The following is a 26,609-nucleotide window of genomic DNA, read 5'->3' on the forward strand; positions in this document are numbered from 1 at the left end:
ATGACAGCTGTCTCTACGTCGGCTTCTGCCTCCTCATCCTCTGCTTCGCTACCGGCGGCCACCGCCGCCGCGCGTGCGGTGCCGAGCGGCTTCGCGCTCGGCCTGCCGCCGCGTCCCGCGTTGCTGTCGCGTCGCGCGTGGCTTGCGCTGATCGCGCTGATTATCGTTATCGGGCTCGGTGTGCCGTTTGCTGCGCTCGTACTGCCGGAATCGAGTGCGTTTCATCTGTCGGCGTATGCGATGACGCTCAGTGGCAAGTTCATGTGCTACGCGATCGCGGCACTTGCGCTCGATCTCGTGTGGGGCTACTGCGGCATTCTGAGTCTGGGTCACGCGCTGTTTTTTGCGCTCGGCGGCTACGCGATCGGTATGTATCTGATGCGCGCGATCGGGCATGAAGGTAAGTACGGTAGTGATCTGCCTGACTTCATGGTGTTCCTCGACTGGCATGCGCTACCGTGGTACTGGCAAGGCACCGACCATCTCTGGTATGCGCTGTTGCTGGTGGTCGCGGTGCCTGCGGTGGTCGCGTGGGTGTTCGGGTTCTTTACGTTCCGCTCGCGTGTGAAGGGCGTGTATCTGTCGATCATTACGCAGGCGCTTACGTTCGCTGCGATGTTGCTGTTCTATCGCAACGAAACGGGCTTTGGCGGAAACAACGGCTTCACCGACTTCAAGCGCATCGGCGGCTTTCCTGTCACTCATCCAGGTACCCGGACCGCGTTGTTGCTGATCACTTTCGCTGTGCTCGTGCTCGCGTTTCTCGGTGCGCGCGCCATCGTTACGTCGAAGCTCGGGCGCGTCGTTACCGCGGTGCGCGATGGCGAAACCCGGTTGATGTTTCTCGGCTATAGCCCGCTCGCTTACAAGCTGTTCGTGTGGACGGTGTCGGCGGTGCTGTGTGGTATTGCTGGCGCGCTGTATGTGCCGCAGGTTGGCATCATCAACCCCGGTGAGATGTCGCCGGGTAATTCAATCGAAATGGCGATCTGGGTCGCGGTGGGCGGGCGCGGTACGTTGATCGGGCCGATCATCGGTGCGTTCGCGGTGAACGGTGCGAAGAGCTTTTTTACGGCGAATTTTCCTGAGTACTGGTTGTTTTTTCTGGGGCTGATCTTCGTGCTGGTGCCGCTCTTGCTGCCGAACGGCATCATGGGGTTAATCGAACTCGTGACGCGCAGGAGGAATCGCTCATGATTCAGAACCCGTTGGTGGTTGGTCTCGATCTACCGGAAGAACCCGCCGAGCGGTCGTTGAGCGGTGTGGCCGGAATGGGTCACGCGGTCGTGCCCGGTGAGATCGATGTGTCGCACGGCACGATTCTGTATCTCGAGGACGTGACTGTTAGTTTCGATGGGTTTCGTGCGCTTAACGCGCTGTCGCTGTCGATCGATGTGGGGGAATTGCGTTGCATCATTGGGCCGAATGGTGCAGGCAAGACCACGATGATGGATGTGATTACCGGGAAGACTTCGCCGGATTCTGGCAAGGTCTTTCTTGGGCAGACGATCGATCTGACACGGATGAATGAGCCTTCTATTGCACGTGCTGGGATCGGGAGGAAGTTTCAGAAGCCTACCGTCTTTGAGCAGCATCCGGTTTGGGAGAATCTCGAACTGGCTATGAAGACGGATAAGGGGTGGTGGGCTTCTCTGCGGGCGCGGCTTGATCGTTCTGCGCAAGCGTTGATTGAGGAGACGCTTGCTGTGATTCGCCTGGAAAGTGAGGCGCTTCGGTTGGCCGGTGAGTTGTCGCATGGGCAAAAGCAGCGGCTTGAAATTGGCATGTTGTTGATGCAACGCCCTGCCTTGTTGTTGCTTGATGAGCCTGCGGCTGGCATGACTGATGACGAGACTATGGAGTTGGCTTTGCTGTTGAATCGCTTACGCGGGTCTTGTTCGATGATGGTTGTTGAGCATGATATGGAGTTTGTTGCTGCTTTGGCCGGTGATACCGGTAGGGTTACTGTTATGGCTGAAGGGCGGGTTCTTGCCGATGGAACTTTGGATAGCGTCAAGCGTGACGAGACTGTGATTGAGTCTTATCTCGGGAGGTGATTGGTCTTTTTTTGCCTTGGGTGGCGGCTTGTTGTTTGTTTGTGGCTCGTCGTTGGGGGTTTTTGCCTGGGCAGGCGGCTTTTTGTTAGCGCCTCGTGGTTGGTTTGTTTGCCTGGGCAGGCGGCTTTGATTTAGCGCCTCGCGGCGCAAGCGTTGCCCCTGTGCGGGGCGGCACCTTCTTTCTTTGCCGCGGCAAAGAAAGAAGGCAAAGAAAGCCGCTCGAGACGATAGCGGGTCATTTCCGCGTGTAGCCGGAGTGGCCCGCACCTAAGTGTCGCCCTCGCATTGAAACGGTAGTGGTCCGAGACGAGATCATCCCTCGCACTCTCAACGGTAGTGACACAGCAGTCATTCATCCCACTCCACACTTCGTGTGTCGCGGCTGGGTCGTTCAGTGTCTTTGAGATCCATCGCTTGTTGTCTGTCGCTGTTGTCTGTCGCTGTTGTCTGTCGCTGTTGTCTGTCGCTGTTGTCTGTCGCTGTTGTCTGTCGCTGTTGTCTGTCGCTGTTGTCTGTCGCTGTTGTCTGTCGTTGCTGTCTGTCGGTATTGCTCCACTCGTCTTTGGTTGGGTGTCTGGTTTTCGCTTGTGTAAAGGACTGTCATGCTTGAAGTCGAAGGTTTGAATCAATACTACGGTGGGAGCCACATTCTTCGTGATGTGAAGCTCTCCGTTCCCGATGGCAAGCTGACCGTCCTGCTTGGGCGCAACGGTGTCGGTAAGACCACGCTGTTGCGCTGTCTCATGGGGGTCGTCAACGCTCGCAGCGGGTCGATCGCCTGGCGCGGTGCGTCGCTTGCCAAGTTGCCGCCGCATGCGCGTGTGTCGCAAGGGCTCGCCTATGTGCCGCAAGGACGGGACATCTTTCCGCGGCTTACCGTCGAGGAAAATCTGTTGGTCGGAGCCGCTAGTCGGAAGGCTCCTTCGAGAATTCCCGAGCGTATCTATGAGCTCTTTCCCGTACTCAAGGACATGCGCTCGCGACGCGGCGGTGATCTGTCCGGCGGGCAGCAGCAACAACTCGCCATTGGGCGCGCGCTGATGAGCGAGCCCCAACTACTGATTCTCGATGAGCCCACCGAAGGTATTCAGCCGTCCATCATCCAGGACATCGGGCGCACCCTGCGGCAACTCGTCGAGGAAATGGGGCTCACCGTCCTCCTCGTCGAGCAGTACTACGACTTCGCTAAAGCGATCGCCGATCAATACTGGGTGATGAGTCGCGGCGAAATCGTCGCGGGCGGCGAAGGGAAAAATATGGACGCCGATGGCGTGCGTGAACTCATCGCGGTCTGAGTCTCGTCGCGATGCGGACGCTGCGCCGTTGAAGTTGTGCCGTTGATGTTGCGTCGCTGATGTTGCATCGTTGGTGCACGTCGCCGCACGCATTCCGATACGACACACTCCTTTCCCCGGCCAGCCGTCGCCAGCCCACACACGCGTGCTATTCTCGGCGCATCGCTGTATCCCTCCTCCTCGATCCGCATGTCGCTGCACGAACCTCACGCCACGCTGCATCCCGCGCACTCCGTCCCGCACGCCGAATGGCGCGCGCGGCTTGAGCTCGGTTTTACGTTGCAGCAGGCACGCACGGCACTGACACATCGGTTGCATCGCGGTCCGTTGCGCGTGCAACGGCCGCTCTATCCCGAAGGCGATTCGGTTTGTCATGCGGTGATCGTTCATCCGCCAGGCGGGGTGGCCGGCGGCGATCGGCTCGACATCGATATCGTACTAGCCGCCGGTACCCACGCCGTGCTCGCGACACCCGGCGCGACCAAGTGGTACAAGTCGAACGGACGCGTCGCGCAGCAGCACATCGATATCCGCGTCGGCGCCGGCGCGAAACTGGACTGGCTGCCGCAGAACAACATCGTGTTCGAACACGCTCACGCGGAACTCGGCTTCACGCTCACGCTCTCCGAGAACGCCACCGCGATCGGTTGGGATGCGATGCAACTCGGTAGACAGGCCGCGGGCGAGCACTGGTCCGCAGGCACGCTGCGCAGCGATGCACGCATCGTCGGCCCCAATGGCGAGACGCTCTGGTTAGAACGCGCGCGTGTCACCGCTGCCGATACGCTGCGCACTGCGCCTCAGGGCCTGGATGGTTTTACCGCGTACGGCACGCTGTGGGCAATTGGCCCCGCCTGCGATGATGCGCTCGCCGAATCGCTCACCGCCACGCTACCCTTCGACGATACGATTCGCGCGGCCGCAACCTGCGTATGCCCGAACGTATTGCTGGTGCGTGCGGCCGCGCGATCGATGGAGCCGCTTCAGCAAGCGCTCACACAATGCTGGCTGCAGCTACGGCCTATCGTGCATGGCGTCGAAGCCGTGCCGCTGAGGCTGTGGTCGACGTGATCGGGTCTTCCAGACCGCCCGACCCGTTTGAAGCAACCCTTAACGTAATCCGCCAACACCCCCTCGACCCGATCCGCGAAAGGTAGCCCGGGCCATCGTCGGACCAAGCCCTCAAAACGCACCGTCGCAGTGCATTCCACACCGTCATCACGCATCCGAACGGTGCACGTCACTCGCAGCGCCCCACCCGACAACGCTGAGCCACGACGCCTTTCGCTTGGCATACGCCTTGCTCGTTACAGCCCCACGCATCTGCCGCATCCGACGGCAGGCGATCCGCCCGCTGGAGACCTCCCGTCGATGAACCTGAATCAACCGCCCAACCGCCGGACACACCATACTCGCCGCGCCTCGCTTGCTTCACTACTGCTCGCTCCGCTCTTCGCGCTCACCACATTCGTCACGCCCACCGCCCACGCCGATGCCCTCGACTCGATCACGAAGGCCGGCGTGCTGAAAGTCGCCGTGCCCGAAGACTATCCGCCGTTCGGCGCAGTCGGTCCCGATCTCAAACCGCAGGGCTACGACATCGATACGGCCGCGTTGCTCGCGAAATCGCTGAACGTGAAGCTCGAACTCGTGCCGGTGAACAGCGCGAACCGCATTCCGTATCTGCAGACCAACAAGGTCGATCTCGTCATCTCGTCGCTCGGCAAAACGCCTGAGCGCGAGAAGGTCATCGATTTCTCGACCGCCTATGCGCCGTACTACCAGGGCGTGTTCGGTCCCGCCGACGTCAAGGTTGCGAGCCCCGCCGATCTGACCGGCAAGACCGTCGGCGCGACTCGTGGCGCGCTCGAAGAAATCGCCCTGACGCAATTGGCGCCGAACGCGACGATCAAGCGCTTCGAAGACAACAACGCGACGATTGCCGCGTTCCTGTCCGGTCAGGTTCAACTGATCGCCGCAGGCAACATCGTCGCAGCCGCGATCCTCGCGAAGAATCCACCGCGTCGCCCCGAGCCCAAGTTCGTGATCAAGAATTCGCCGTGCTTCGTCGGTCTGAACAAGAACGAGCCGCGTCTGCTGCAGAAAGTCGATGCGGCCATCGCGCAGGCGAAGCAGGACGGCACGCTGAACACGATGTCGAAGAAGTGGTTCGGCGCCGCGTTGCCCACCGGCCTGTAAGCGTCCCGTTAAACGAGCTTGCTATCTTGAGTACGCCCTCCATTCCCCGCGCAGATTGCGACTGACCCGACCCGATGAAGCTAACCCCTCGCGAAAAAGACAAACTGCTGATCTTCACCGCCGCCCTGCTCGCCGAGCGGCGCCGCGCGCGCGGCCTGAAGCTCAATTACCCGGAAGCCATCGCGTTCATTTCGGCGGCGCTGATGGAAGCCGCGCGCGACGGCAAAACGGTCGCCGAGGTGATGCACTACGGCACCACGCTGCTCACGCGCGACGACGTCATGGACGGCATCCCCGAGATGATTCCCGATATCCAGGTCGAAGCCACGTTCCCCGACGGCACAAAGCTCGTCACCGTTCATCATCCGATTCCGTAAAGGAGCGCCCCATGATTCCCGGCGAACTGCTCATCGACGATGGCGAACACGAACTGAACGTTGGCCGCGCAACCATCACGGTAACGGTATCGAACACCGGCGACCGGCCCGTTCAGGTCGGCTCGCACTATCACTTCTACGAGGTCAACCCGGCGCTTGCATTCGATCGCGAGGCCGCACGTGGCTTCCGGCTGAATATCGCGGCCGGCACCGCCGTGCGCTTCGAGCCAGGCCAGTCGCGCACCGTCGAACTCGTTGCGCTCGCCGGCGAGCGCGTCGTCTACGGTTTCAACGGCAAGGTGATGGGCAAGCTGTGAGGCGGTAACACCCCGCTCGCCCCGCTCGCTCCACGTCGTCGAATCTTCATGCTTTTCTCCGGACTCACACCATGACATTACGCATCGGCCGCCGCGCATACGCGGAAATGTTCGGCCCCACAACGGGCGACCGCGTCCGCCTCGCCGACACCGAGCTACTGATCGAAATCGAGCGCGACTATACGATCTACGGCGAGGAAGTGAAATTCGGCGGCGGCAAGGTCATTCGCGACGGCATGGGTCAGTCGCAACGCGTTGCCGCGGACGTCGTCGATACCGTCATCACGAATGCGGTGATACTCGATCACTGGGGCATCGTGAAGGCGGATATCGGTATCAAGGGCGGTCGGGTGGTCGGGATCGGCAAGGCGGGTAACCCGGACATCCAGCCCGGTGTGACGATTGCGATTGGCGCGGCTACCGAGGTCATTGCTGGCGAAGGGAAGATCGTCACCGCGGGCGGCATCGATACGCACATCCACTTCATCAGCCCGCAGCAGATCGATGAAGCGCTCGCGAGCGGTGTGACGACGATGATCGGTGGCGGTACCGGGCCGGCTACCGGCACCAACGCAACGACCTGCACGCCTGGGCCCTGGCATCTCGAACGCATGCTGCAGGCCGCCGACGGTTATCCGATGAATCTCGGCTTTCTCGGCAAAGGCAACGTGAGCCTGCCCGAGCCCGCCGAAGAACAGATCGCCGCCGGCGCGATCGGCCTGAAACTGCACGAGGACTGGGGCACGACGCCGGCTGCGATCGACAATTGCCTGTCGGTTGCCGAAGCCACCGATACGCAAGTCGCCATCCACACCGACACGCTCAACGAAGCGGGCTTCGTCGAGGCCACCGTTGCCGCGTTCAAGGGTCGCACGATCCACACGTATCACACGGAGGGCGCGGGCGGCGGTCACGCACCGGACATCATCAAGGTGTGCGGCGAACCTAACGTGCTGCCGTCGTCGACGAATCCGACACGTCCGTACACGGTCAATACGCTCGACGAACATCTCGACATGTTGATGGTTTGCCATCACCTCGATCCATCGATTGCGGAGGACATCGCGTTCGCCGAATCGCGCATCCGCCGCGAGACGATCGCCGCCGAGGACATCCTGCACGATCTCGGCGCGCTATCGATGCTGTCGTCGGATTCGCAGGCGATGGGCCGTGTCGGCGAGGTGATCATCCGCACGTGGCAGACCGCGCACAAGATGAAGGTGCAACGCGGTGCGCTGCCCGAAGACACTCCGCGCAACGACAACTTCCGCGCAAAACGCTACGTCGCGAAGTACACGATCAACCCGGCGATCACACACGGCATCGCGCACGAAGTCGGTTCGATCGAACCGGGCAAGTGGGCCGACCTAGTCTTCTGGGAACCGGCGTTCTTCGGCATCAAACCGGCGTTGATACTCAAAGGCGGGATGATCGCGCTTGCGCAGATGGGCGACCCGAATGCATCGATTCCGACGCCGCAACCGGTCCACTACCGCGAGATGTTCGCGACGCGCGGCGGTGCGCTCGCGCGCACGTCGCTAACTTTCGTGTCGCAAATGGCCGCCGCCGCGGACATCGCGGGCCGCTACGGGCTCGCGAAGCGGATCGTGCCGGTGCGCAACTGTCGTTCGGTGACAAAGGCGCATATGATCCACAATGCGTGGCAGCCGTCGATCAGCGTCGATCCGGAAACCTACCAGGTGATTGCGGACGGCCAGTTGCTGACCTGCGAACCCGCTACCGTGCTGCCGATGGCACAACGCTATTTCCTCTTCTGATATGAGAACGCTCGATAAACGCATCGATCCGCACGTCAAGCTCGCCGCTGTGCTCGTGCAGCGCGCGCCGACGCTGACGCTCGCCTACGACGAACGCTGCAAGAGCCGGCTGGCCGCTACGCTGGATAACGGCGACGAGGCAGCGGTGCTGCTGCCACGTGGGACGATTTTGTGCGACGGCGATGTGCTGGTTGCTCAGGACGGCGGCCTTGTACGTGTCATCGCCGCGCCGCAGGCGGTGCTGCGCGTCACCGCTACTGACCGTATTACGCTGACGCGCGCCGCCTATCACCTCGGCAACCGCCACACGCCGGTCGAAGTCGCCCTCGATGCACTGACGCTCGAAGCCGACCCGGTACTCGAAGACATGCTGCGGCGGCTCGGCGCACAGGTCGAGCATGCGACGCTGCCGTTCCAGCCGGAAGCTGGCGCGTATGGCGGCGGTCATCGGCATGGTCACGACGAGAGCTTCGCCGAAGATTACGCACTTGCGCAGCAGGTGTACGGCGAGCATCACGGTCATGCGCATGATCATGACCACGCGCATGATCATCCACACGATCACGCCGCCGCGGACGACCACGATCACGACCATTGCCACGATCACGCGCATGGCGACGGCCCCGGTCATAGCCACGGCCACCACTCGCACCATGCGCATCGCTGAACTCACTGCGCTGCTGCATCTCGCGTCGCCCGCGCTGCCGATCGGCGCGTTCAGTTATTCGCAGGGACTCGAAGCAGCGATCGAGGCACAACACGTAGTCGATGCCGACACCGCACGCGACTGGATCGCGAGCGGGCTACGCGACGTGCTCGCGCGCGGTGAATTGCCGTTCCTCGCGCATCAGATGGAACGCTGGCGCACGCATGACGAAGCCGGACTCGCTGTCGCCAACAGCGACTTCCTTGCGAGCCGCGAATCGGCGGAACTGCGTCGCGAGACCGAACAGATGGGCTGGTCGCTGCGGCAGCTCTGCACATCGCTCGAATGGGGCGACGCTGCGCGCCGTGCGGCGCTCGATCGGTTGATACCGATCGCACAGCCCACCGCGTTTGCGTTCGCGGCATTCACGCAGAACGCCGCGCCCGATGCAACGCTCGCCGCTTATGCGTTTAGCTGGGTCGAGAATCAGGCGGCCGCCGCGCTGAAGGCCGTGCCGCTCGGCCAGGTCGCCGGGCAGCGGATCATCGTCGCGCTGCGCGAGGCGATCGACGACGCCGTCGCACGCGCACTCGCCACCGCTCCCGACGACATCAATACGTTCGCGCCACAACTCGGTATCCTCTCGGCGCGCCACGAGTCGCAGTATTCGCGGCTCTTCCGCTCTTAAGCATTGCAGGTTCATCGAATATGAATACGCCTCAGGCAACTCACACGTCTCACACTCCTCACGCCACCCGCCGCACGAAGAAACTACCGCCGCTACGCGTCGGCGTCGGCGGTCCAGTTGGCTCCGGGAAAACCACTCTGCTGGAAATGCTGTGCAAGGCCATGCGCGAGCGCTACGACCTCGTCGCAATCACCAACGACATCTACACGAAGGAAGACCAGCGCCTGCTGACGGTAGCCGGCGCGCTGCCCGCCGAGCGGATCATGGGCGTCGAGACAGGCGGTTGCCCGCACACGGCGATCCGCGAAGACGCATCGATCAATCTCGAAGCCGTCGACCGCATGCTCACGCGTTTCCCCGATGCGGACATCGTGTTTATCGAATCGGGTGGCGACAATCTCGCGGCGACCTTCAGCCCGGAACTGTCCGATCTGACAATCTATGTGATCGACGTCGCGGGCGGCGAGAAGATTCCGCGCAAGGGCGGACCGGGCATCACGAAGTCGGACCTGCTCGTGATCAACAAGACCGATCTCGCACCGATGGTCGGCGCGAATCTCGACATCATGGCGTCGGATGCGAAGAAGATGCGCGGCGAGCGGCCGTTCGTGATGAGCAATCTGAAGTCGCTCGACGGGCTCGCTCAGGTGGTCGCGTTCATCGAGAAGAAGGGGTTGCTCAGTTCGCAATGAGTGCACGCGAGGATGAACCTCCGGGCCTTACATGGGTTGCCGTAAGGTCTCGCGAAGTTCGGCCTTGATCCATTCCCGGAATGCCTGCAGCGCAGACCAATCTTCAAGGTTGGCCGGATAGACCATGCTGTGCGGCAAAGCGAGTTCGTGCGTAATCGAAACAGACGATATCTTCACCAGCCGACCCGCATCGAGTGCATCGCTGACATAGAGCACTCGGGCGAGTGCGAGCCCCAAGCCCTGTTCGGCGGCCTGCAACATCAGTCCAATGTCGTTGAATGCCATGACCGGCTCCGGCTGCGCAATCAGTCCCGCGGCCGAGAACCAGCACCGCCATAACTCACGATCACCGAGCAAGGCAGCTTGCGTGAGCGCATCCGCGGGCTGTCGCGCCAGAAGAGCGGCTGTTTCCGGCGAGGCAACGACTACCAGCTTCGTGGGTTCGTCATACAACGGCTCGCCGGTCAAACCGGGCCACGGCCCGGCAGCGTTGCGGATACCCGCATGAAAGCCTTCCCGCGCGATATCGACTGCACGCTGGCTGGCATCGATATCAAGCGTAATGCGCGGATATCGGCTACGCCAACGCTCGATGCGCGGCAAAAACCAGCGATTGGCAAAAGTGGGCGACATCGCAATCCGCAAATGCGTCTCAGCTGCGGACGATGCCCTGGTCGCGTCCGCGATCCCCTCGTGAATGATGTCCAGCGCGGGCACGACCTTTTTCAGCAGTGCCTCGCCCGCCGGGTTCAACACCAGGCGGCGCGCATGTCGATCGAATAACTGAAACCCAAGCCGGGCCTCCAGCGTAGCGATCTGCTGGCTCAAGGCACTGTGCGTCAGGTGCAGCCTTTCGGCCGCGGCTCGCACGTTTTGTAGCTCGGCCACGGCGACGAAAGCTGGCAGGAGATTGAGGGGCATCCGCGTCATGGCTGGTAAGTATACGTGACCACCAGGGCCTGAATCGATTGATTTCATCGCTTGCGACTACCGGTTACGCTCGACGCATAGATGATCGTTCAACATTCAGTTGCACTCATGGAGCAGAGGTATGCCGGAAATCATGACTAGCAAAACCCATTCGGATCAGCGGCCGCAAACCCCATGCGGCATCAATCACATCGTGCTGGCGGTGAGGGATATCGAAGCGTCCCATCGCTTTTATGCCGGCCTGCTCGGCTTTGTGCACGTAGGGTCATCGAGCAAGCCAGACCCCGGTGGTCTACCCCCAACCCGGTTTTACAGCGGCAGGCGTGACCAGAAACTGCACCACCACGATCTTGCACTGGAACAGCAGGCAGAGGACTGGGATCACCATGGCGGCAGTACCCTCGATCATTTCGCTATCGAATACCCGACACTAGACGCCTGGACCAGACAGATTGAATTTCTGACAGTGAACGACATCGCACTTTCACGCAGGATTAAACGCGGCGTGACGTATAGCGTGCATCTTCGGGACCCTGATTCGAATATTGTGGAACTCGTATTCGAGTTGCCGCGCTCGGCTTGGGAAAACGATATTGAAGGCGCGCTGAATCGCGAGCCTGTCGCACTGTAGCGCACGTTGGCCTGCATCGACCGGGCTCGTGCTGAGCACCGATCGAGCCGGGTTTATTCCGGCAGCAGCGTAGTCAGCACATCGACCGTACGCGCAGTCGCGCCACGGTGGCGCGCAGCGAACGCCGATGCCGCTGCGCCCATCGCGGTACGACGCGGCCGGTCGACGAACAGCTCGCGCAACACGCGTGCGAGATCGGCGGGGTCTTGCACCTGCACGGCCGCACCGACTGCCACTGCATCCGCAGTGGCCTGCGTGAAGTTGAACACGTGCGGGCCGATCAACACCGGCACGCCGACCGCGCACGCTTCGATCAGATTCTGCCCACCGAGCGGCAGCAGACTTCCACCGATAAACGCGAGATCCGACGCTGCATAGTAAGCAGCCAGCTCACCCATCGAGTCGCCGAGCAGCACCGTCACATCGGCGGGCAACGAACTGCCTGGCGTACGTCCAGCCATCACTGCGCTGTCCGGCGCCCACGCCGAACGACGCTCGCAGCGCAACCCCTTCTTCGCGACCAGCGCCGCCACTTCATCGAAGCGCTGCGGATGACGCGGCACGAGAATCAGCAGCGCGTCTTCCACCGCGAGCGCGGCGAATGCCTGCAGCACCAGTTCCTCTTCACCTTCGCGCGTGCTCGCCGCGACCCACACCGGCCGCGTGCCGATCGCCGCGCGCCACGCACGGCCGCGCACTGCGAGTTCCGGCGGCGCCGCCATATCGAACTTCAGGTTACCGAGCACCGCGACGTTGCGCGCACCGAGCGCGGTGAGCCGCTCCGCATCCGACGGGCTCTGCGCAAGCACGCGAGAAAAACCACCGAACACCTCACGCGTCGCACGGCCAAACTTCGCCGCGCGCCGATACGAACGGGCAGACATGCGCGCATTGGTCAGCACGAGCGGCACATCGGCACGCCGGCACTCATCGATCAGCGCGGGCCACACCTCGGTCTCCATCACAAGACCGAGCGACGGACGCCACGTGCGCAGGAAGCGCCGGATCGCACCCGGCATGTCGTATGGCAGAAAGCTACGCAGCACGCGGTCACCGAAGATCTGTTCGCCGGTAGCGCGGCCACTCGGTGTCATGTGTGTGAGAAGGATGCGCGCGTCGGGGCGCGCTTGCAGCAACGCATCGATCAGCGGTTGCGCAGCGCGCGTCTCGCCCACCGATACCGCATGCACCCAGATCAACGGCGCATCGTCTTCCGGCAAACGTCCAGGCGCATAGCCAAAGCGCTCACCGATATGCTCGCGATAACCGCGCTCGCGACGCGAGCGAATCAGCAAACGCAGCACCGCAAGCGGCGCAACGATCCACCACAGCGCGTTATAGATCGGCCTTAGCATGTGCGCTCCGTGCGGAGGCATGCAGACAGAAGACCGAAGACAGAAGAAGCGCGGCTCGCGCGAGCGGCGGCGCTCAAACGAGAGCCCTACCCTGCAGACGTTCGAGTATGCCGAGCGGCGCGCATTCGGGCTGCGCCATCGCCTTGACTGGCAGAAAGAAGGTTTGCTCAAGCATGAACTGCCCCGACATCACCGCGTGCGAGGTTTGATCCGAAAAGCAGACCCACACGCAACCCGGCGGAAACGGCATGGTTTCCTGCGGCGAGACCCTCTGATACTCGAGGTCGGCTTTCATGCCGTCGTGCAGATTCAACATCAGATGATCGTATTCACTGCGGCGCGACTTGGTGACGTGCAAGAGCTTCAGCAGCCACGCGGAGCCCGGCATCTGCGGCTTGATGCGCGGCAGGAAGCGCTGCGCCATATCTTCGAACGGCTCACCGACACGCCACACACGCGGCGCGCCCTGCGGATTCACGTTCGTGAAGACACGCAGGATGCGTTCACCGTAATTCGGCCGCGAAGGAAATGCATCGACGTGCAGGCGACTATCGTCCTTGCGCCACGACGTCTGCCGCGTTTCGACCTGATGCAAGCGCAGGCTGGTCGGCGCAACGCGCAGCTTGCCGTCGTATTCGGGAAAGAGCCCATCGACGAGCGTGCGCGCATTGATCTGATAACGCGCGATCAACGCGCGCACCGCCGATTGCGTCACCGCGTCGCCCAGCACGCCGTGCAGCGCGCCGCCGTTCGGTTCGAGGCTGATGTTCTTGCGTTTAGGATCGGCGAGCGCGGGATCGAGCAGTGCCTGCTCGCCGCCTTCGATCGCGAAGGACAGATTCGGAAAATACAGAACCTTGCCGCGCTCGACGCCGGCCAGCAGCGTCTCGCGCGGCACGGACAGGTTGTGTCCATGCCAGTCGCCGGTTGCCACTTCGATGATCTGGGATTCGTTCATGGTCGCCCTTGAAAACGGGTGCAGCGGTTGCGTACAGCGCTAACGCCCGGTATGTCGTTCACAGCAGGCCGAAGCCGGACAGCGTCGCCTTCACCTGATCGAGCGTCGGCGGCTGGCCCGCGGTGCCGAGATTGACGACATTCGGCGACCAGTAGCCGCCGGTACGCCACGCAGTGGCGAAATTGTACAACTCGACCGTCGGCCGCTTCAGTGCGGCGGCAATGTGCACAAGGCCGGTGTCGACACCGACCGTCGCAGCGGCACCGTCGATCAACCCGACCACCGCCGGCAGCGATAGCCGCGGCGGCACGATCGCAGCCGCGCCGAACTCCCTGGCGAGCCGTTCGCTCGTCTCACGCTCGGCGTCGCTGCCCCACGGCAGCACGATCGATGCCCCACGTCGCACCAGCGCCTGGCCCAGTTCGATCCACGCGGCGTCGGGCCATTGCTTGTCGGCGCGGGACGTTGCGTGGACGAATACGACGTACGGCACCGGCAGGTTCAGCCCGGCTTCGCTGAGCGCGAGCGCGGCACGGCGTGTGTCGATGCCGAAATCGATATCGTCGGTGGGTTGGGGGGGCGGGTCGCCGAGTGCGGCCGCGACCAGTTGCCGGGTTCGCTCAACCACATGCGTGCGCGGCGCGATCGGCACACGCTTGCTGTAAAAGAAACGCACCGGCCATTCGTAGCCCGCGCCGTCGGTACGGTTACCGAGGCCGACCACCGGCCCGCGCGCCATACCTGCGACCCACGCGGTCTTGATGAGCCCCTGGCAGTCGATCACGAGATCGTAGTGCTCCGCAGCGAGCGCACGCCGGAACGCGCGGATCTCGCGCCAGTTGGCCAGCGAAAACAGCCGTTTGCGCCAGCGCCGCAGCGATACCGGAATCGCGCGGTGCACGCCGTCGACGAGCTGCACCAGCGAGACGAAGCTCTCTTCGACCAGCCAGTCGATCTGCACATCGGGATGCCGCCGGCGAATGTCGGCGATGACGGGCATGTTATGCACGACGTCGCCGAGCGACGACACCCTTACGATCAGTATCTTTTGCACGCTCAAGAGTGGAACGCCGGCAATCCGGCCCGAAGATGCGTTGAAAGGACGGCAATTTTAGCGCGCCGCAAGCATCTGCCTTGCATAAAACGCATAAAAAACGCGGCGCCGGGGGTGGCCCCCGCGCCGCGTCGAGCCGCGACCGGTACCTTAACGCCCGGTACCGCCGCGATTATTGCCATCAAAACGGCAGCTTCGCATCCGGTTTTTCCGCGAGAATCACGCGGCGGAAATCCTCCTGGATGCGCGAAAGCGCCGCATCGTTATCGGCCTCGAAGCGCATCACGACGACCGGCGTCGTGTTCGACGAACGCGCGAGACCGAAGCCATCCGGGTACTCGACCCGCAGACCATCAATCTTTATGACTTCATCGGCACCGGTGAACGTCGCGCTCTTTTGCAAACGCGCGATCAGCTCGAAGTTTTCGCCTTCTTCGAGCTTCAGTTGCAATTCAGGTGTGGAGTGCGAGTTCGGCAGGCTGTTCAGCAGTGCGCTCGGATCGCTCACCTTCGAGAGAATTTCGAGCAGCCGTGCACCGGTGTACAGGCCGTCGTCGAAACCGTACCAGCGATCCTTGAAGAACACGTGCCCGCTCATTTCGCCGGCGAGCGGTGCGCCGGTTTCGCGCAGCTTCGCTTTCACGAGCGAGTGGCCGGTCTTCCACATCAGCGGCACACCGCCCTTGTCGCGCACCCACTTCGCGAGATTGCGCGTGCACTTCACGTCGTAAATAATCTGCGCGCCCTTGTTGCGCGACAGGACTTCTTCGGCGAACAGCATCAACTGACGGTCCGGATAGATGATCTGACCGTCCTTCGTGACGACACCGAGACGATCGCCATCGCCATCGAAGGCGAAGCCGATTTCGGCATCGGTTTCCTTCAATGCCTTGATCACGTCCTGCAGATTCTCGGGGTGCGCCGGGTCCGGATGGTGATTCGGGAACGTACCGTCGATCTCGGTGAACAGCTCGACGAGCTCACAACCGAGCGCCTTGAAGAGTTTCGGCGCCAGACCGCCGGCAACACCGTTGCCGGTATCCACGACGATCTTGATCGGCCGCGCAGGCTTGATGTCACCGACGATACGGGCCAGGTACGCGTCCGCGATGTCGTAATCGGCGTAGCTGCCGCTGCCGGTTTCGAAGCGATCGTCGACGATGCGCTGATACAGCGCCTGAATCTGCTCGCCGTAGATAGCCGCGCCGCGCAGGACCATCTTGAAGCCGTTGTAGTCGGGGGGATTGTGGCTGCCCGTCACGACGATGCATGAATCGATGCGGCGTTCGCCACCGGCAAGCGCAAGCGGCACGCTCGCGGCGAAGTAACCGACCGGCGTCGGCACCATGCCGACGTTCACCACATCGACGCCCGCGGAGCGCAGGCCATCGGACAACGCGGCGATCAGTTCGGGCCCGGACAGCCGGCCGTCACGCGCGACGACGACGGCATCGCCGCCCTGCGCGCGCACTTCGCTGCCGAATGCACGACCGATCGAACGGGCTGTGTCGGCATCGAGCGTCTTGCCGATCACACCGCGGATGTCATACGCCTTGAAAATGGACTGGGAGATCATGGATAGGCTCACTTGCGTGCAAAGGAAATTTTGACCGGCGCACCATGCGGTGTCGGTGGACACCGCATGGTGCGCTTGCCGGAAGCGATCGGAGGTCTACCTCTATCCAACCTTATAATTGCGGTTTTCAGATTACGCCATGCAGGTGCCTATTCTAATGCCTGGACGCCCTCCTCTCATAACGTTGCCATCGGTCGTGGCAAGGCGGGCCTGTTCCCGGACCACCGCCAAGCCGCCCGGCGGCACGCCAGGTACCGGATGCCGGCGGTGAGGCGCTTCGCCAATCCGGACGTCGCGCGGGCGCTTGCCAACATCGTGTGGCTGGGTCTCGAGCGGGTCACGCAGATCGTCGTCGCGATCGCGATCAGCGGCATGCTCGCGCGTTACTTCGGACCCGACGTGTTCGGCAAATGGCAATACGCGAACACACTGCTGCTCGTACTGTCGCCGATCACGTGGGTATGCGGCGCCGAAATTCTCGTGCCGACCATCGTGCACCGTCCGCAGGAACAACTGGGTACCGTGCTCGGCAGTGCGTTTGCGTTGCGCGTGACGGTGTCGGCGGGCGCGTTGCTGCTGACGTGGGCCGGCATCGCCGCAGGCTTCACCGATCCGCTGGTCGGCGCAATGCTCGCGGGCCTCGCACTGACGATGCTGTTTCGCGAACCGCTCGTCGGTGTGATCAACTCGTGGCTGCAGAGCATGACTTACAGCAAGCCGCAGTTGCTCACGAGCATGACGACGGCGGTGCTGAAAGCGGGCCTGGTGTTCGTGCTGGTGCGCGCGGCGGCGAGCCCCGCGCGCTTCGGTTGGCTATGGGCGCTCGAAGCGGCGACGATCGGCATCGTGCTCGTGCTGTATTACGTGCGCCGCCACGGTTCGCTTGGGTGGCGCATCGACCGGTCGCTGTTCCGCCACTTCGCGACGGCGGGCACCGTGTTCTGGATCGGCCTGATCTGCATGTACCTGTTTCTGAAACTCGACCGCTTGATGCTCGAGCGTACGATCTCGTTCGCCGATCTCGGTCGTTACTCCGCCGCGCAGCAGCTCAACGAAAACTGGATCACGCTCGCGTTGATGCTCGCGCAGACCATCGCGCCCGCATTCGTCTATCGCGTGCAGGACGCGGCGCAACTGAAGCGCAACATGTGGCGGCTCACCGGCATGACCGCGGTGCTGATGATAGGCGGCGCCCTGGTGCTGGACCTGCTGGCGGGCTTCATCATCCGTCGGGTGTTCGGGCCCGCGTATGAAGGCGCCATCGATATTTTCCGCTGGGCCGTGTGGCTGTCCGTGCCCGCAGGCATCGAGGCGATCGGCAACCTGATCGTGTTGAAGTATCAGGCGAAATTCGTGCTGCTGTCGAAGTGGCTGCTCGCGCTGGCGGTGGCATTCGTCGTGAATCTGCTCGCGATTCCGCGGCTCGGCGCGTATGGTGCGCTGGTCGGGCTGGCGGCTGGTTATCTGGCGGCTGCCAGCGTGAACCTCTATTACATTCGCTTCAAGCTGCGCACATGACGCTCTCTTCCGCTCCGTCTTCCGCACACGCGCTCGACGATGTCGCCGTGCTGATGCCTGCGTACAACGGCCACGCCGATGTCGAGCGCACGATGGCGTCGTTCAGCGAAGAGTCGCTAGTGCATGTGCTGATCGTCGACGACGGCAGCACGCCGCCGATCGTCGCGCCCACACTGCCCAATCTGTCGATTGAAGTACTACGCATGCCGCAGAACGTCGGCATCGAGCGTGCGTTGCAGGCGGGTATCGATGCGCTCGCTGCTCGTGGTTACCGCTACGCCGCACGCATCGACGCCGGGGACCTCACGGTGCCTGGTCGACTCGCGAAGCAACGTACGTATCTCGACGCGCATCCCGAAGTGGCAGGACTCGGCATGTGGGCGCAGGTCGTAACGCGTGCCGGCGCGCCGCTCTTCATGCTGACACCGCCCGCCACACCAGCTGCGATCCGCCGCATCCGTTTTTTGCGCGGCTGCTTCGTGCATCCTTCGATGATGCTGCGCATCGATGCGGTGCAAGCCGTCGGCAACTATCGCGCCGCCTACCCCGCCGCCGAAGACCTCGATCTGTTCCTGCGGCTGATGGAACGCTACGACTGCGCGAATCTGCCCGAACTGGGCCTGTACTACGAGCTAAACGAAGGCGGTATCAGCGCGACGAAGCGGCGTCGGCAGATCGCGTCGACGTTGCGGCTGCAGTTGCACTACTTCAACGCATTCAATCCGTACGACTGGCTCGGTCTCGCGAAGAATCTGCTGCACTTCGTTACGCCTTACCGGACGTTGCAGTGGGTGAAACGCATGCTGTTCGCGCCGCGTGCGGGTGCTTCGCAAGGGTCGCGTGAGTCATGACTCGTGCTCCCGTTTATCGTTCTCTCACTCCTTTAAGCACCCGGCCCTGTCGCCCTGCATGAAACCCAGCTCCGAATCCCAACCAGCCGGTTCCACACTGCGTATCAGCCTCGTCTGCAATACGGCGTGGGCCATCTATACGTATCGTCAGGGGCTGATCCGCACGCTCGTCGCCCGCGGCGTCGAGGTCACGGTGATCGCGCCACGCGACCGCACGTTCGATCTGCTCGCACAGATGGGGTGCCGCTGCATCGATCTGCCGGTTGCATCGAAAGGCACGAATCCGCGCGATGACCTGCGTACGCTGTGGGCGCTGTACCGCCACTATCGCGCGATCCGTCCGCATGTCGTGTTTCATTACACGATCAAGCCGAATATCTACGGATCGATTGCGGCGAAGCTCGCGGGCGTCGCGTCGGTCGCAGTCACGACGGGGCTCGGTTATGTTTTCATTCAATCGAGCCGTACTGCGCAGATCGCGAAGAAGCTGTACCGCTTCGCGTTCCGTTTTCCGCGCGAGATCTGGTTTTTGAATCGCGACGACATGGCCGCGTTTACCGATCAGCATCTGCTGGTGCACCCGGAACGGGCACGCCTGCTGCATGGCGAAGGCGTCGACCTCGATCAGTTCGCGCCGACGCCGCTGCCTGAAAGTAATCAGATCACGTTCATATTGATTGGCCGTTTGCTGTGGGATAAAGGCGTAGGAGAATATGTCGACGCGGCGCGGCAACTGCGCGCACGCTATCCCGATGCGCGCTTTCAGTTGCTCGGGCCTGTCGGTGTCGACAACCCAAGCGCGATCTCGCGTGAGGAAGTGGCCGCCTGGGAGCACGAAGGCATTATCGAGTACGGTGGTGAAGCGCACGATGTGCGCCCGTTTATCGCTGCGGCGGATTGCGTCGTGCTGCCGTCGTACCGGGAAGGCGTGCCCCGAACGCTGATGGAAGCGGCGGCGATGAGCCGGCCGATCGTCGCAACCGACGTACCGGGCTGCCGCGAAGTGGTCGCGGACGGTATCAACGGATTGCTGTGCGAAGCAAAAAGCGCAGCGAGCCTGGCAGAGAAACTGGCACAGATGCTGGACATGAGCGGCGCCGCGCGCCGCGAGATGGGCGAACGCGGCCGACAGAAAGTCGCGGCAGAGTTCGACGAGCGGGCCGTCGTCGAACGATATACAGACCTGATTCGAAACTTGACGGGCGTCTCACTCTAATGGAGCACAGCATGGCCACGAAGGGCACGATTCTGGTGACGGGCGGCGCGGGTTTTATCGGCTCGCACACGTGCGTCGAGTTGTTGAACGGCGGTTTTGACGTCGTGGTGGTCGACAATCTCGTGAACAGCAATCGCGAGTCGCTTGCACGTGTCGAACGGATTACCGGCAAACAGGTCGCGTTCTACGAAACCGATGCGCGCGACGAAACCGCGCTCCGTGCGATCTTCGACAAACATCCGGTCACCGGCGCGATTCACTTTGCGGCGCTGAAAGCCGTGGGGGAATCGGTCGCGAAACCGATCGAGTACTACCGCAACAACATCGACAGTCTGCTCGTGCTGCTCGCCGTCATGCACGAGCGCAACGTCAGGCAGTTCGTGTTCAGTTCGTCGGCGACGGTGTACGGCGTGCCCAAAAGCTCGCCGATCGATGAATCGTTCCCGCTGTCGGCGACCAATCCGTACGGACAGTCGAAGCTGATCGCCGAGCAGATCCTGCGCGATCTCGAGGTATCGGATGCGAGCTGGCGCGTCGCGACGCTGCGCTATTTCAACCCGGTCGGTGCGCACGAAAGCGGTTTGATCGGTGAAGATCCGTCGGGCGTGCCGAACAACCTGATGCCGTATGTCGCGCAGGTCGCGGTCGGCAAGCTGGCGAAGCTACGTGTGTTCGGCGGCGACTATGAGACACCGGACGGCACCGGGGTGCGTGATTACATCCATGTGGTGGATCTGGCGCGCGGGCACCTTCTGGCGCTCGATGCGCTGGTTGCGCGCGATGCGAGCTTCGTCGTGAATCTCGGTACAGGCCAGGGGTATAGCGTGCTCGACGTGGTCCGTGCGTTCGAGAAAGCATCGGGGCGACCCGTGCCGTATGAGATCGTCGCGCGGCGGCCTGGCGATATTGCGCAGTGCTATGCGGACCCGGCGGCGGCGGAACGGATTATCGGCTGGCGGGCGGCGTTCGGGATCGAGCGGATGTGCGCGGATCACTGGCGCTGGCAGGAGCAGAATCCGCGGGGGTTTGCGTAGCGCGTTTGCATGGCGGACGCACGCGCAGTATCTGCGACACGGCAACGAAAGATCTGCAGTTGCTGCGCGCGTCGCGACGGCGTTCGTTCACCGTCGCGACTTTACCTCCCCTACCCCGCCGGTTGCGCGAACTGTGCGATCACACGTTCACGAATCGACGGCTTGATATTCGATTGCTCCATGTTGCCGTGATAGTGCGCGACGACACGCGGGTTCATCACCTTGAACCACAGCGGCGGCACATACGCGAACATGATCATCGTCGCGTAGCCGGACGGCAATTGCGGCGCGCCTTCGAAGTGCCGCAGCGCCTGATACGAGCGCGTCGGATTCGCGTGATGATCGGCATGACGCTGCAACTGATACAGAAACACATTCGTCACGATGCGGTTGCTGTTCCACGAGTGCTCCGGCATACAACGCTCGTAACGCCCACTCGCGAGACGCTTGCGCCCAAGCCCGTAGTGCTCCAGATAGTTGACCACTTCGAGCAGCGAGGCGCCGTACGCGGCCTGCATCAATAGAAACGGAATCACGCGCACGCCGAACACGGAGATCAGCGCGCCCCACAGCACCACGGTCATCGCCCACGCATGCAGCACCTCGTTGCGCCAGGTCCACGGCGACTTGCCGAGACCCGCGAGGCGCTGTTTTTCAAGCCGCCACGCTGACCCGATGCTACCGAGCACCGTGCGCGGCAAGAACGCCCAGAACGATTCGCCGTAGCGCGCGCTGGCCGGATCAGGCGGCGTTGCCACGCGTACATGATGGCCGCGGTTGTGTTCGACGAAGAAGTGGCCGTAGGCAACGGGTGCAAGCGTGATCTTCGCGAGCCAGCGCTCGAACGGATCGGTTTTGTGACCGAGTTCGTGCGCCGTGTTGATCGATACGCCGGTGGCTGCACCGAGCGACAGCGCGAAACCGAGGTAGTCGTACCAGGTCAGCGCATGCGTACCGACGACCCACACCGCGCCGAAGAACGAGATGTACTCGATCAATGTCGCGAGGTAGACGATGCGCCGGTAGTAGCGCTCGCGTTCGAGCGTGGGGACGACTTCATCGGGAGGGTTACTCGGATCGTCGCCGATCAGGTAGTCGAGCACCGGGATGATGCCGAACACGAAGATCGGACCGAACCACCAGAAGATGTGCCAGCCGGTCTGCAGCGCCAGATTCGCGGCGTGCAGCGGCAGCGTGATGGTGAGCGCGCCGAGGAGCCACAGGTAGCGTTTACCGTCGACCCAACGAGCCGGTGCAGCTTGCGTCGATGCCATAACGTCTCCCTCCTTGTTTCCGTCCCGCCGGGCGTACTCCGCAGGTTGCACTGCAGCGTCGCCCGGTCTGTTCCGATCTTCAAATTTATATAGCGCTGCGTGAGCGAGGCCAAGCGATCGCTCCAGGAGCGGGGCTCCAAACAGCGGTGGATCGACGGAGGACGCCGTGGCCGGCTTTGAGTGCGTGAATGAAACGCGTGTATGAGTGGGTGAAATGGGTGCGAAATGGCGAGGCGGCATGAGCGCGGGCTGTCGGGAGCGCGTGTGGCCGCCGGTGTGAAGCGTCGTTTGCTGGTTTCGCGGCAGCGCACAACGCGAGCGCGGTGCTCACGAGTCCGGTTAGATCACCGTACTCATCACCCTGCTCAACCGCGCCTGCCGATAAACACATGCATCGCGCGTTCACCCGCAACGTGACGTTTGCACTCGTAACCGAGCGCATGCATATCGATGCCGCCGAGCAGGTTCTCACCCGAGCCCAACAGAACCGGCTGCACCGCCAGATGCAACTCGTCGATCAGACCCGCAAGCAGGTACTGCCGGATCACCGACGCACCACCTCCGATGCGAATATCGCGCTCGCCCGCCGCCGCTCGCGCCTGCTCGAGCGCCGCGTGAATCCCTTCGGTGACGAAGCGAAACTCCGTGCCGCCCTTCATCATGAGTGGTGCGCGCGCGTGATGGGTCAGCACGAAAGTCGGCGTGTGATACGGCGGCTCCTCGCCCCACCAGCCTTTCCAGGTTTCGTCGGGCCACGGGCCGCGAACGGGTCCGAACATATTGCGCCCGAGTATCCACGCCCCCATGCCGGACATGCTCTGCTCGGCCAGCTCGTTGTCGATGCCGGTTTCTCCGCCGTCGAGACCCTGCATCTTGCGCCAGACGCGCGTGTGAAAGAACCACGCCATCAAATCTGGGCCACGTACGCCAAGCGGATTCTGCAGATCCTGGTTCGGGCCTGCGCCGTAACCGTCGATGGAAACAGCGAAGCTCATAACGCGCACTTTCGACATGATGTTCTCCGTGCCTGGACAGCCAGCCTGTGAGCGGGCCTGCGTTTGGATAAGGATTGGACTAGTCCGCACGCCGCAGGGTCGCGGCGGATTGCCGCGTATGATCGCCGATTACTTTGGGCGCGTCGATGGTGCAGTGCGTGTGAAGCACCGCGATGCGACCTGCTGGGCAGCGAGTGTGTCCGCCAGTCAGTCCGCGCCGAATCCGTATAGCGATGCGGGATTGCTGACGAGTATCGTCCGCCGCACCGCCGGATCGGGCGCCCATTGCGACAGCAGGTCGAGCATCTCGCGGTCGTCGGGGACGGGCTTGCGGTTGGGATGCGGCCAGTTGCTGGCCCACAGGCACCGCTCGGGATGCGCTGCCGCCAGAGCCTGCGCGAGCGCGCTTACATCATCGTAATGCGGTGGTCCGACGCGCGATGTCTCGTACGGCGCCGAGATTTTCACCCACGTGTTACCGGCATCGAGCAGATCGAGCAGGCTGCGAAATGCGGCGTGATCCGTTGTGACCGGTTCGAGAAATTTGCCGGTGTGATCGAGCGACAACTTGCACGGTAGTGTGCGCAATCTTGCCGCGTAGTTCGGTAGTTCGCGCCCGTCCAGTTGCAGGTTGACGACCCAGCCGAACTCCGCAATCCGCGCAGCGAGTCCTTCGATATCGCCCCACTCGAGCAGGCCGCCTGCGCCCGGAATCATCATGAAGCGCACACCACGTACGCCGGCGGCGTGCATCACCTGCAGTTCCGCTGCGGGCGTGTCGGGACGTATCACGACGATGCCGCGCGCAGCACCGTCGGCCAGCGCGAGCGCTTCGAGCAGACAGCGATTGTCGAAGCCGTAGCCCGTCGGCTGAACCAGCACTGCACGCGTGAGGCCGAGACTGCGCTGTACCGCCGCGTACTGCGCCCACGAAGCCTGCGGTGGTGCGAACGTCGCCGTCCCCGCAAGCGGATAGCGTTCGAGTTCGTAGATATGCACGTGACAATCGCACGCACCGGACATCGGGTTCGAAGACGTCGGGCTCATTGGCGCGCTCCCTGCGCAGCATTGGAAAAACCAGGCAGGCGCGCGAGCCGCGTCGCGTGCTCTGCATTGACGGCATGTGCGGGCAGCCGACCCTCGACGAGCGCGCGGACCTGCTCGACGGTATCCATCGCTTGATGTTCGATTGCGGGTGGTGTGAGGCCGCCGACGTGCGGCGTTGCTACGACTTTCGGATGGGCTGCGAGCGTGGCGGCCGGCATCTGGTCGGTCGCGCGGCCGACATCGATGGCGGCGCCCTTGATAACGCCTCGATCCAATGCGTCGATCAACGCATCGTCATCGACAAGTTCACCACGCGACGCATTGATGAAGAACGCGTCGGGCTGCATCCGTGCAAACGCATCGCGACTAAACAGGTTCGCGGTCTCGGGCACGGCAGGCGCCAGGCAGACGACGTAATCGCTATGCGCGAGCACGTCGTCGAACGAACCTGCTTTGACATCCGCGTCTTCGATCGTCGCGTGCGGATCGTAGACACGCACCGACATATCGAGCGCTCGCGCGAGCCGCGCAAGACGTCGCCCGATAAAACCATAGCCGACGATACCGAGCGTCGATGCACGCAACTCGCGTCCCATCGCAATCGATGGGACGCGCTGCTGCCGGTAGGCTGCTGACGATGCACTAAGCCCGCGACTCAGATCGATCATTGCACCGACGACCCACTCTGCCACCGACGTATCGAAGCCCGGCGTCGCGCGCGTAACGAGCACACCGTGACGGCTCGCCGCCTCGACATCGATGTTGCGGATATCGACGGCGACGCGACAGATCGCGACAAGATCCGGCAACCGGTCGAAGAACGCCGCGGGCGCCGCGGCATCGCGGCTCGCGACAACGATGTCGTGTCCGGCCGCGACGTCGACGAATTCGTCGAGCGTGAGGAGCCGCCCGTGCGGATTGAGCGTCACGTCACCGAGCGCACGTAGCTGCGCAAGCGCGCGGGCACCGTAGTAGTTTTTCAACGCATCGGGGGTATGCGTCAGATAGATCCGGGTCATAGCGTAGTGGCAGTCTTTCTGGCGCGAGCCGGCGCAGCAACCGACTGGCGCGCGATCAGAACGGGTTGGAAGAGAAAATCAGACGGTGGCAGGTCCGGGTTGGTCGAGCGCTGGATGGCCCGCTCGACCATCGCATCGGCCATTTCCGCGAGCGGCATCGCCACCGACGTCAGCCCAGGATTGACGAACCCCGATACCTGCAGACCATCCATGCCGATCACCGAAACGTCTTCCGGCACGCGCAGTCCGAGCCGCGTCAGGCCCGACATCAGGCCGATTGCGAGCATGTCGTTGACGGTCACGATGCCGGTCGGCATCGGTCGCAGCGCGGCGACCTGGCTCGCCATCGCGAAGCCGAGATCGGCCAGCTCGGAGTCGCCAAACGCTTCCGATACCTGCCCCTCGACCACGCTCGCCGAATAGGACGCACCCGGGCACAAGGACACGCGCTCACGAAAGCCCTCGATCTTCTCGCCGCGGCTAACGGTCTTGCCATGCGGCAGCAGAAACGCGAGCTGGCGGTGACCGTGGCTGATCAGGTGATCGGCGGCGAGATAGCCGGCCTGGTAGTTGTCGGGCGACATGTGATCGACGCGCGAATGCGTATCGCCGCCCGCGCCGCGATCGTAGCTGACCACCGCGAGGCCACGCGACACCGCTTTTTCGAGGTGACGCTCGTCGTCGAGCGACGAAATCACGATCACTGCGCGCACGCCGAACGACAGCAGATCGTCGAACATGCGCGCTTCCTGCTGCTTGTCGCGATGCGTGTTGCCGAGCAGCAGCCGGTAATTGAAGCGTCGCTGTGCTGCTGCCTCGATGTTCAGCGCGAGCTGGCCGTACATCGGGTTCGCGGTGGACGGTACCAGTAGCCCAAGCATCGGCGTGTGGCCGGTCTTCAACTGGCGCGCCACGCGGTTCGGACTGAACGACAGCGTGCGGATCGCGTCTTCGACACGCGACCATGTCTGCGCACTCAGCTTGTCGGTGCGCCCGTTGAGCACGTTCGATACCGAACTCGTCGATACGCCGGCGAGCGCGGCGACATCGTGAATCGTTGCCGTGGTCCTGTCGGTTGCCATGTCGTGTTTGTCTCTCTAGG

Annotated in this window: 26 protein-coding genes; 16 read left to right on the top strand and 10 right to left on the bottom strand. The window is 62.8% G+C overall.

The genetic code is table 11. The features are described from left to right. From urtC to ureG, 11 genes are all read left to right on the top strand, one after another. On the top strand, positions 1-1,197 hold the full coding sequence (urtC, locus tag BWP39_RS11640; protein WP_096720272.1) for an urea ABC transporter permease subunit UrtC: 1,197 nt from the start codon (positions 1-3) through the stop codon (positions 1,195-1,197). Further along, the gene (gene urtD / locus BWP39_RS11645) at positions 1,194-2,057 is read left to right on the top strand and encodes an urea ABC transporter ATP-binding protein UrtD (RefSeq protein WP_096720274.1); all 864 of its coding nucleotides are present in this window, start codon (positions 1,194-1,196) and stop codon (positions 2,055-2,057) included. Before urtC ends, urtD begins: the two co-directional genes overlap by 4 nt. A 602-nt stretch (positions 2,058-2,659) precedes the next feature. Further along, entirely contained in the window at positions 2,660-3,352 is a 693-nt protein-coding gene (gene urtE, locus BWP39_RS11650; protein ID WP_096720276.1) for an urea ABC transporter ATP-binding subunit UrtE, read from the top strand. Between the two features lie 189 nt (positions 3,353-3,541). Then, a complete protein-coding gene (locus BWP39_RS11655) occupies positions 3,542-4,423 on the top strand; it encodes an urease accessory protein UreD (protein ID WP_096720278.1) in 882 nt (293 codons plus the stop codon). A gap of 300 nt (positions 4,424-4,723) precedes the next feature. Beyond that, the gene (locus BWP39_RS11660; protein WP_096720280.1) at positions 4,724-5,551 is read left to right on the top strand and encodes a transporter substrate-binding domain-containing protein; all 828 of its coding nucleotides are present in this window, start codon (positions 4,724-4,726) and stop codon (positions 5,549-5,551) included. 74 nt (positions 5,552-5,625) lie between these two features. After that, positions 5,626-5,928: an urease subunit gamma gene (gene ureA, locus BWP39_RS11665; RefSeq protein ID WP_096720282.1), complete on the top strand. Its 303-nt coding sequence runs from the start codon at positions 5,626-5,628 to the stop codon at positions 5,926-5,928. Between the two features lie 11 nt (positions 5,929-5,939). Beyond that, a complete protein-coding gene (locus BWP39_RS11670; RefSeq protein ID WP_096720284.1) occupies positions 5,940-6,245 on the top strand; it encodes an urease subunit beta in 306 nt (101 codons plus the stop codon). 71 nt (positions 6,246-6,316) lie between these two features. Further along, positions 6,317-8,023: an urease subunit alpha gene (gene ureC, locus BWP39_RS11675; protein ID WP_096720286.1), complete on the top strand. Its 1,707-nt coding sequence runs from the start codon at positions 6,317-6,319 to the stop codon at positions 8,021-8,023. Between the two features lies 1 nt (position 8,024). After that, positions 8,025-8,690 carry an urease accessory protein UreE gene (gene ureE / locus BWP39_RS11680; RefSeq protein ID WP_096720288.1) on the top strand — a complete coding sequence of 222 codons (666 nt, stop codon included), beginning with the start codon at positions 8,025-8,027 and terminating at the stop codon, positions 8,688-8,690. After that, on the top strand, positions 8,677-9,357 hold the full coding sequence (locus BWP39_RS11685) for an urease accessory protein UreF (RefSeq protein WP_096720290.1): 681 nt from the start codon (positions 8,677-8,679) through the stop codon (positions 9,355-9,357). The genes ureE and BWP39_RS11685 overlap by 14 nt, the downstream gene beginning before the upstream one ends. 20 nt (positions 9,358-9,377) lie before the next feature. Continuing rightward, positions 9,378-10,049, top strand: coding sequence for an urease accessory protein UreG (gene ureG, locus BWP39_RS11690; protein WP_096720292.1), 672 nt, complete (start codon positions 9,378-9,380; stop codon positions 10,047-10,049). Positions 10,050-10,076: 27 nt separating this feature from the next. Here the strand turns inward: ureG and BWP39_RS11695 are convergent, their stop codons facing one another. After that, positions 10,077-11,027 (bottom strand): LysR substrate-binding domain-containing protein, encoded by a 951-nt coding sequence (locus tag BWP39_RS11695; protein WP_207556761.1) that lies wholly within the window; start codon positions 11,025-11,027, stop codon positions 10,077-10,079. A 73-nt stretch (positions 11,028-11,100) separates the two neighbouring features. On the opposite strand from BWP39_RS11695, the gene BWP39_RS11700 reads away from it, so the two are divergent. Next, entirely contained in the window at positions 11,101-11,610 is a 510-nt protein-coding gene (locus BWP39_RS11700) for a VOC family protein (protein WP_096720296.1), read from the top strand. Positions 11,611-11,663: 53 nt separating this feature from the next. On the opposite strand, the gene waaA is transcribed toward BWP39_RS11700, so the two are convergent. From waaA to BWP39_RS11720, 4 genes are all read right to left on the bottom strand, one after another. Continuing rightward, positions 11,664-12,965 (bottom strand): lipid IV(A) 3-deoxy-D-manno-octulosonic acid transferase, encoded by a 1,302-nt coding sequence (gene waaA / locus BWP39_RS11705; protein WP_096720298.1) that lies wholly within the window; start codon positions 12,963-12,965, stop codon positions 11,664-11,666. Between the two features lie 73 nt (positions 12,966-13,038). Beyond that, positions 13,039-13,923, bottom strand: a complete 885-nt coding sequence (locus BWP39_RS11710; protein ID WP_096720300.1) for a Kdo hydroxylase family protein — start codon at positions 13,921-13,923, stop codon at positions 13,039-13,041. 58 nt (positions 13,924-13,981) lie between these two features. Next, positions 13,982-14,983: a lipopolysaccharide heptosyltransferase I gene (gene waaC / locus BWP39_RS11715; RefSeq protein ID WP_096720302.1), complete on the bottom strand. Its 1,002-nt coding sequence runs from the start codon at positions 14,981-14,983 to the stop codon at positions 13,982-13,984. 175 nt (positions 14,984-15,158) lie between these two features. Next, complete coding sequence (locus tag BWP39_RS11720; RefSeq protein ID WP_096720304.1) at positions 15,159-16,553, bottom strand: phosphomannomutase/phosphoglucomutase; 1,395 nt, start codon at positions 16,551-16,553, stop codon at positions 15,159-15,161. A gap of 258 nt (positions 16,554-16,811) precedes the next feature. Here BWP39_RS11720 and BWP39_RS11725 point away from each other — a divergent pair, with 258 nt between their 5' ends. From BWP39_RS11725 to galE, 4 genes are read left to right on the top strand one after another with little or no spacing between them, the layout of a single operon-like run. Beyond that, complete coding sequence (locus BWP39_RS11725) at positions 16,812-18,071, top strand: oligosaccharide flippase family protein (protein WP_096720306.1); 1,260 nt, start codon at positions 16,812-16,814, stop codon at positions 18,069-18,071. Further along, positions 18,068-18,922 carry a glycosyltransferase gene (locus BWP39_RS11730; protein ID WP_096720308.1) on the top strand — a complete coding sequence of 285 codons (855 nt, stop codon included), beginning with the start codon at positions 18,068-18,070 and terminating at the stop codon, positions 18,920-18,922. The genes BWP39_RS11725 and BWP39_RS11730 overlap by 4 nt, the downstream gene beginning before the upstream one ends. A 58-nt stretch (positions 18,923-18,980) precedes the next feature. Then, complete coding sequence (locus tag BWP39_RS11735; protein ID WP_096720310.1) at positions 18,981-20,138, top strand: glycosyltransferase family 4 protein; 1,158 nt, start codon at positions 18,981-18,983, stop codon at positions 20,136-20,138. A gap of 11 nt (positions 20,139-20,149) precedes the next feature. Further along, positions 20,150-21,172, top strand: a complete 1,023-nt coding sequence (gene galE / locus BWP39_RS11740) for a UDP-glucose 4-epimerase GalE (protein ID WP_096722452.1) — start codon at positions 20,150-20,152, stop codon at positions 21,170-21,172. Between the two features lie 110 nt (positions 21,173-21,282). On the opposite strand, the gene BWP39_RS11745 is transcribed toward galE, so the two are convergent. From BWP39_RS11745 to BWP39_RS11765, 5 genes are all read right to left on the bottom strand, one after another. Beyond that, positions 21,283-22,446 (bottom strand): alkane 1-monooxygenase, encoded by a 1,164-nt coding sequence (locus BWP39_RS11745; protein WP_096720312.1) that lies wholly within the window; start codon positions 22,444-22,446, stop codon positions 21,283-21,285. 365 nt (positions 22,447-22,811) lie between these two features. Further along, positions 22,812-23,459, bottom strand: coding sequence for a dihydrofolate reductase family protein (locus BWP39_RS11750; RefSeq protein ID WP_096720314.1), 648 nt, complete (start codon positions 23,457-23,459; stop codon positions 22,812-22,814). 189 nt (positions 23,460-23,648) lie between these two features. Beyond that, the gene (locus tag BWP39_RS11755) at positions 23,649-24,488 is read right to left on the bottom strand and encodes an amidohydrolase family protein (RefSeq protein ID WP_096720316.1); all 840 of its coding nucleotides are present in this window, start codon (positions 24,486-24,488) and stop codon (positions 23,649-23,651) included. Continuing rightward, on the bottom strand, positions 24,485-25,507 hold the full coding sequence (locus BWP39_RS11760; protein WP_096720318.1) for an NAD(P)-dependent oxidoreductase: 1,023 nt from the start codon (positions 25,505-25,507) through the stop codon (positions 24,485-24,487). Before BWP39_RS11760 ends, BWP39_RS11755 begins: the two co-directional genes overlap by 4 nt. Next, positions 25,504-26,589, bottom strand: a complete 1,086-nt coding sequence (locus tag BWP39_RS11765; protein ID WP_091010747.1) for a LacI family DNA-binding transcriptional regulator — start codon at positions 26,587-26,589, stop codon at positions 25,504-25,506. Before BWP39_RS11765 ends, BWP39_RS11760 begins: the two co-directional genes overlap by 4 nt. Between the last annotated feature and the right edge of the window lie 20 nt (positions 26,590-26,609).

Source organism: Paraburkholderia acidicola, from assembly GCF_002362315.1.
Classification (GTDB): Bacteria; Pseudomonadota; Gammaproteobacteria; order Burkholderiales; family Burkholderiaceae; genus Paraburkholderia; species Paraburkholderia acidicola.

Coding starts and splice junctions, on each gene's coding strand:
- ureE (WP_096720288.1), top strand. CDS start 8,025: ATGAGAACGCTCGATAAACGCATCGATCCGCACGTCAAGCTCGCCGCT.
- urtD (WP_096720274.1), top strand. CDS start 1,194: ATGATTCAGAACCCGTTGGTGGTTGGTCTCGATCTACCGGAAGAACCC.
- ureC (WP_096720286.1), top strand. CDS start 6,317: ATGACATTACGCATCGGCCGCCGCGCATACGCGGAAATGTTCGGCCCC.
- BWP39_RS11670 (WP_096720284.1), top strand. CDS start 5,940: ATGATTCCCGGCGAACTGCTCATCGACGATGGCGAACACGAACTGAAC.
- BWP39_RS11700 (WP_096720296.1), top strand. CDS start 11,101: ATGCCGGAAATCATGACTAGCAAAACCCATTCGGATCAGCGGCCGCAA.
- BWP39_RS11735 (WP_096720310.1), top strand. CDS start 18,981: ATGAAACCCAGCTCCGAATCCCAACCAGCCGGTTCCACACTGCGTATC.
- ureA (WP_096720282.1), top strand. CDS start 5,626: ATGAAGCTAACCCCTCGCGAAAAAGACAAACTGCTGATCTTCACCGCC.
- BWP39_RS11765 (WP_091010747.1), bottom strand. CDS start 26,589: ATGGCAACCGACAGGACCACGGCAACGATTCACGATGTCGCCGCGCTC.
- BWP39_RS11685 (WP_096720290.1), top strand. CDS start 8,677: ATGCGCATCGCTGAACTCACTGCGCTGCTGCATCTCGCGTCGCCCGCG.
- BWP39_RS11750 (WP_096720314.1), bottom strand. CDS start 23,459: ATGTCGAAAGTGCGCGTTATGAGCTTCGCTGTTTCCATCGACGGTTAC.
- ureG (WP_096720292.1), top strand. CDS start 9,378: ATGAATACGCCTCAGGCAACTCACACGTCTCACACTCCTCACGCCACC.
- BWP39_RS11695 (WP_207556761.1), bottom strand. CDS start 11,027: ATGAAATCAATCGATTCAGGCCCTGGTGGTCACGTATACTTACCAGCC.
- BWP39_RS11660 (WP_096720280.1), top strand. CDS start 4,724: ATGAACCTGAATCAACCGCCCAACCGCCGGACACACCATACTCGCCGC.
- BWP39_RS11710 (WP_096720300.1), bottom strand. CDS start 13,923: ATGAACGAATCCCAGATCATCGAAGTGGCAACCGGCGACTGGCATGGA.
- urtC (WP_096720272.1), top strand. CDS start 1: ATGACAGCTGTCTCTACGTCGGCTTCTGCCTCCTCATCCTCTGCTTCG.
- BWP39_RS11655 (WP_096720278.1), top strand. CDS start 3,542: ATGTCGCTGCACGAACCTCACGCCACGCTGCATCCCGCGCACTCCGTC.
- BWP39_RS11730 (WP_096720308.1), top strand. CDS start 18,068: ATGACGCTCTCTTCCGCTCCGTCTTCCGCACACGCGCTCGACGATGTC.
- BWP39_RS11720 (WP_096720304.1), bottom strand. CDS start 16,553: ATGATCTCCCAGTCCATTTTCAAGGCGTATGACATCCGCGGTGTGATC.
- urtE (WP_096720276.1), top strand. CDS start 2,660: ATGCTTGAAGTCGAAGGTTTGAATCAATACTACGGTGGGAGCCACATT.
- galE (WP_096722452.1), top strand. CDS start 20,150: ATGGCCACGAAGGGCACGATTCTGGTGACGGGCGGCGCGGGTTTTATC.
- BWP39_RS11725 (WP_096720306.1), top strand. CDS start 16,812: ATGCCGGCGGTGAGGCGCTTCGCCAATCCGGACGTCGCGCGGGCGCTT.
- BWP39_RS11745 (WP_096720312.1), bottom strand. CDS start 22,446: ATGGCATCGACGCAAGCTGCACCGGCTCGTTGGGTCGACGGTAAACGC.
- BWP39_RS11755 (WP_096720316.1), bottom strand. CDS start 24,488: ATGAGCCCGACGTCTTCGAACCCGATGTCCGGTGCGTGCGATTGTCAC.
- BWP39_RS11760 (WP_096720318.1), bottom strand. CDS start 25,507: ATGACCCGGATCTATCTGACGCATACCCCCGATGCGTTGAAAAACTAC.
- waaA (WP_096720298.1), bottom strand. CDS start 12,965: ATGCTAAGGCCGATCTATAACGCGCTGTGGTGGATCGTTGCGCCGCTT.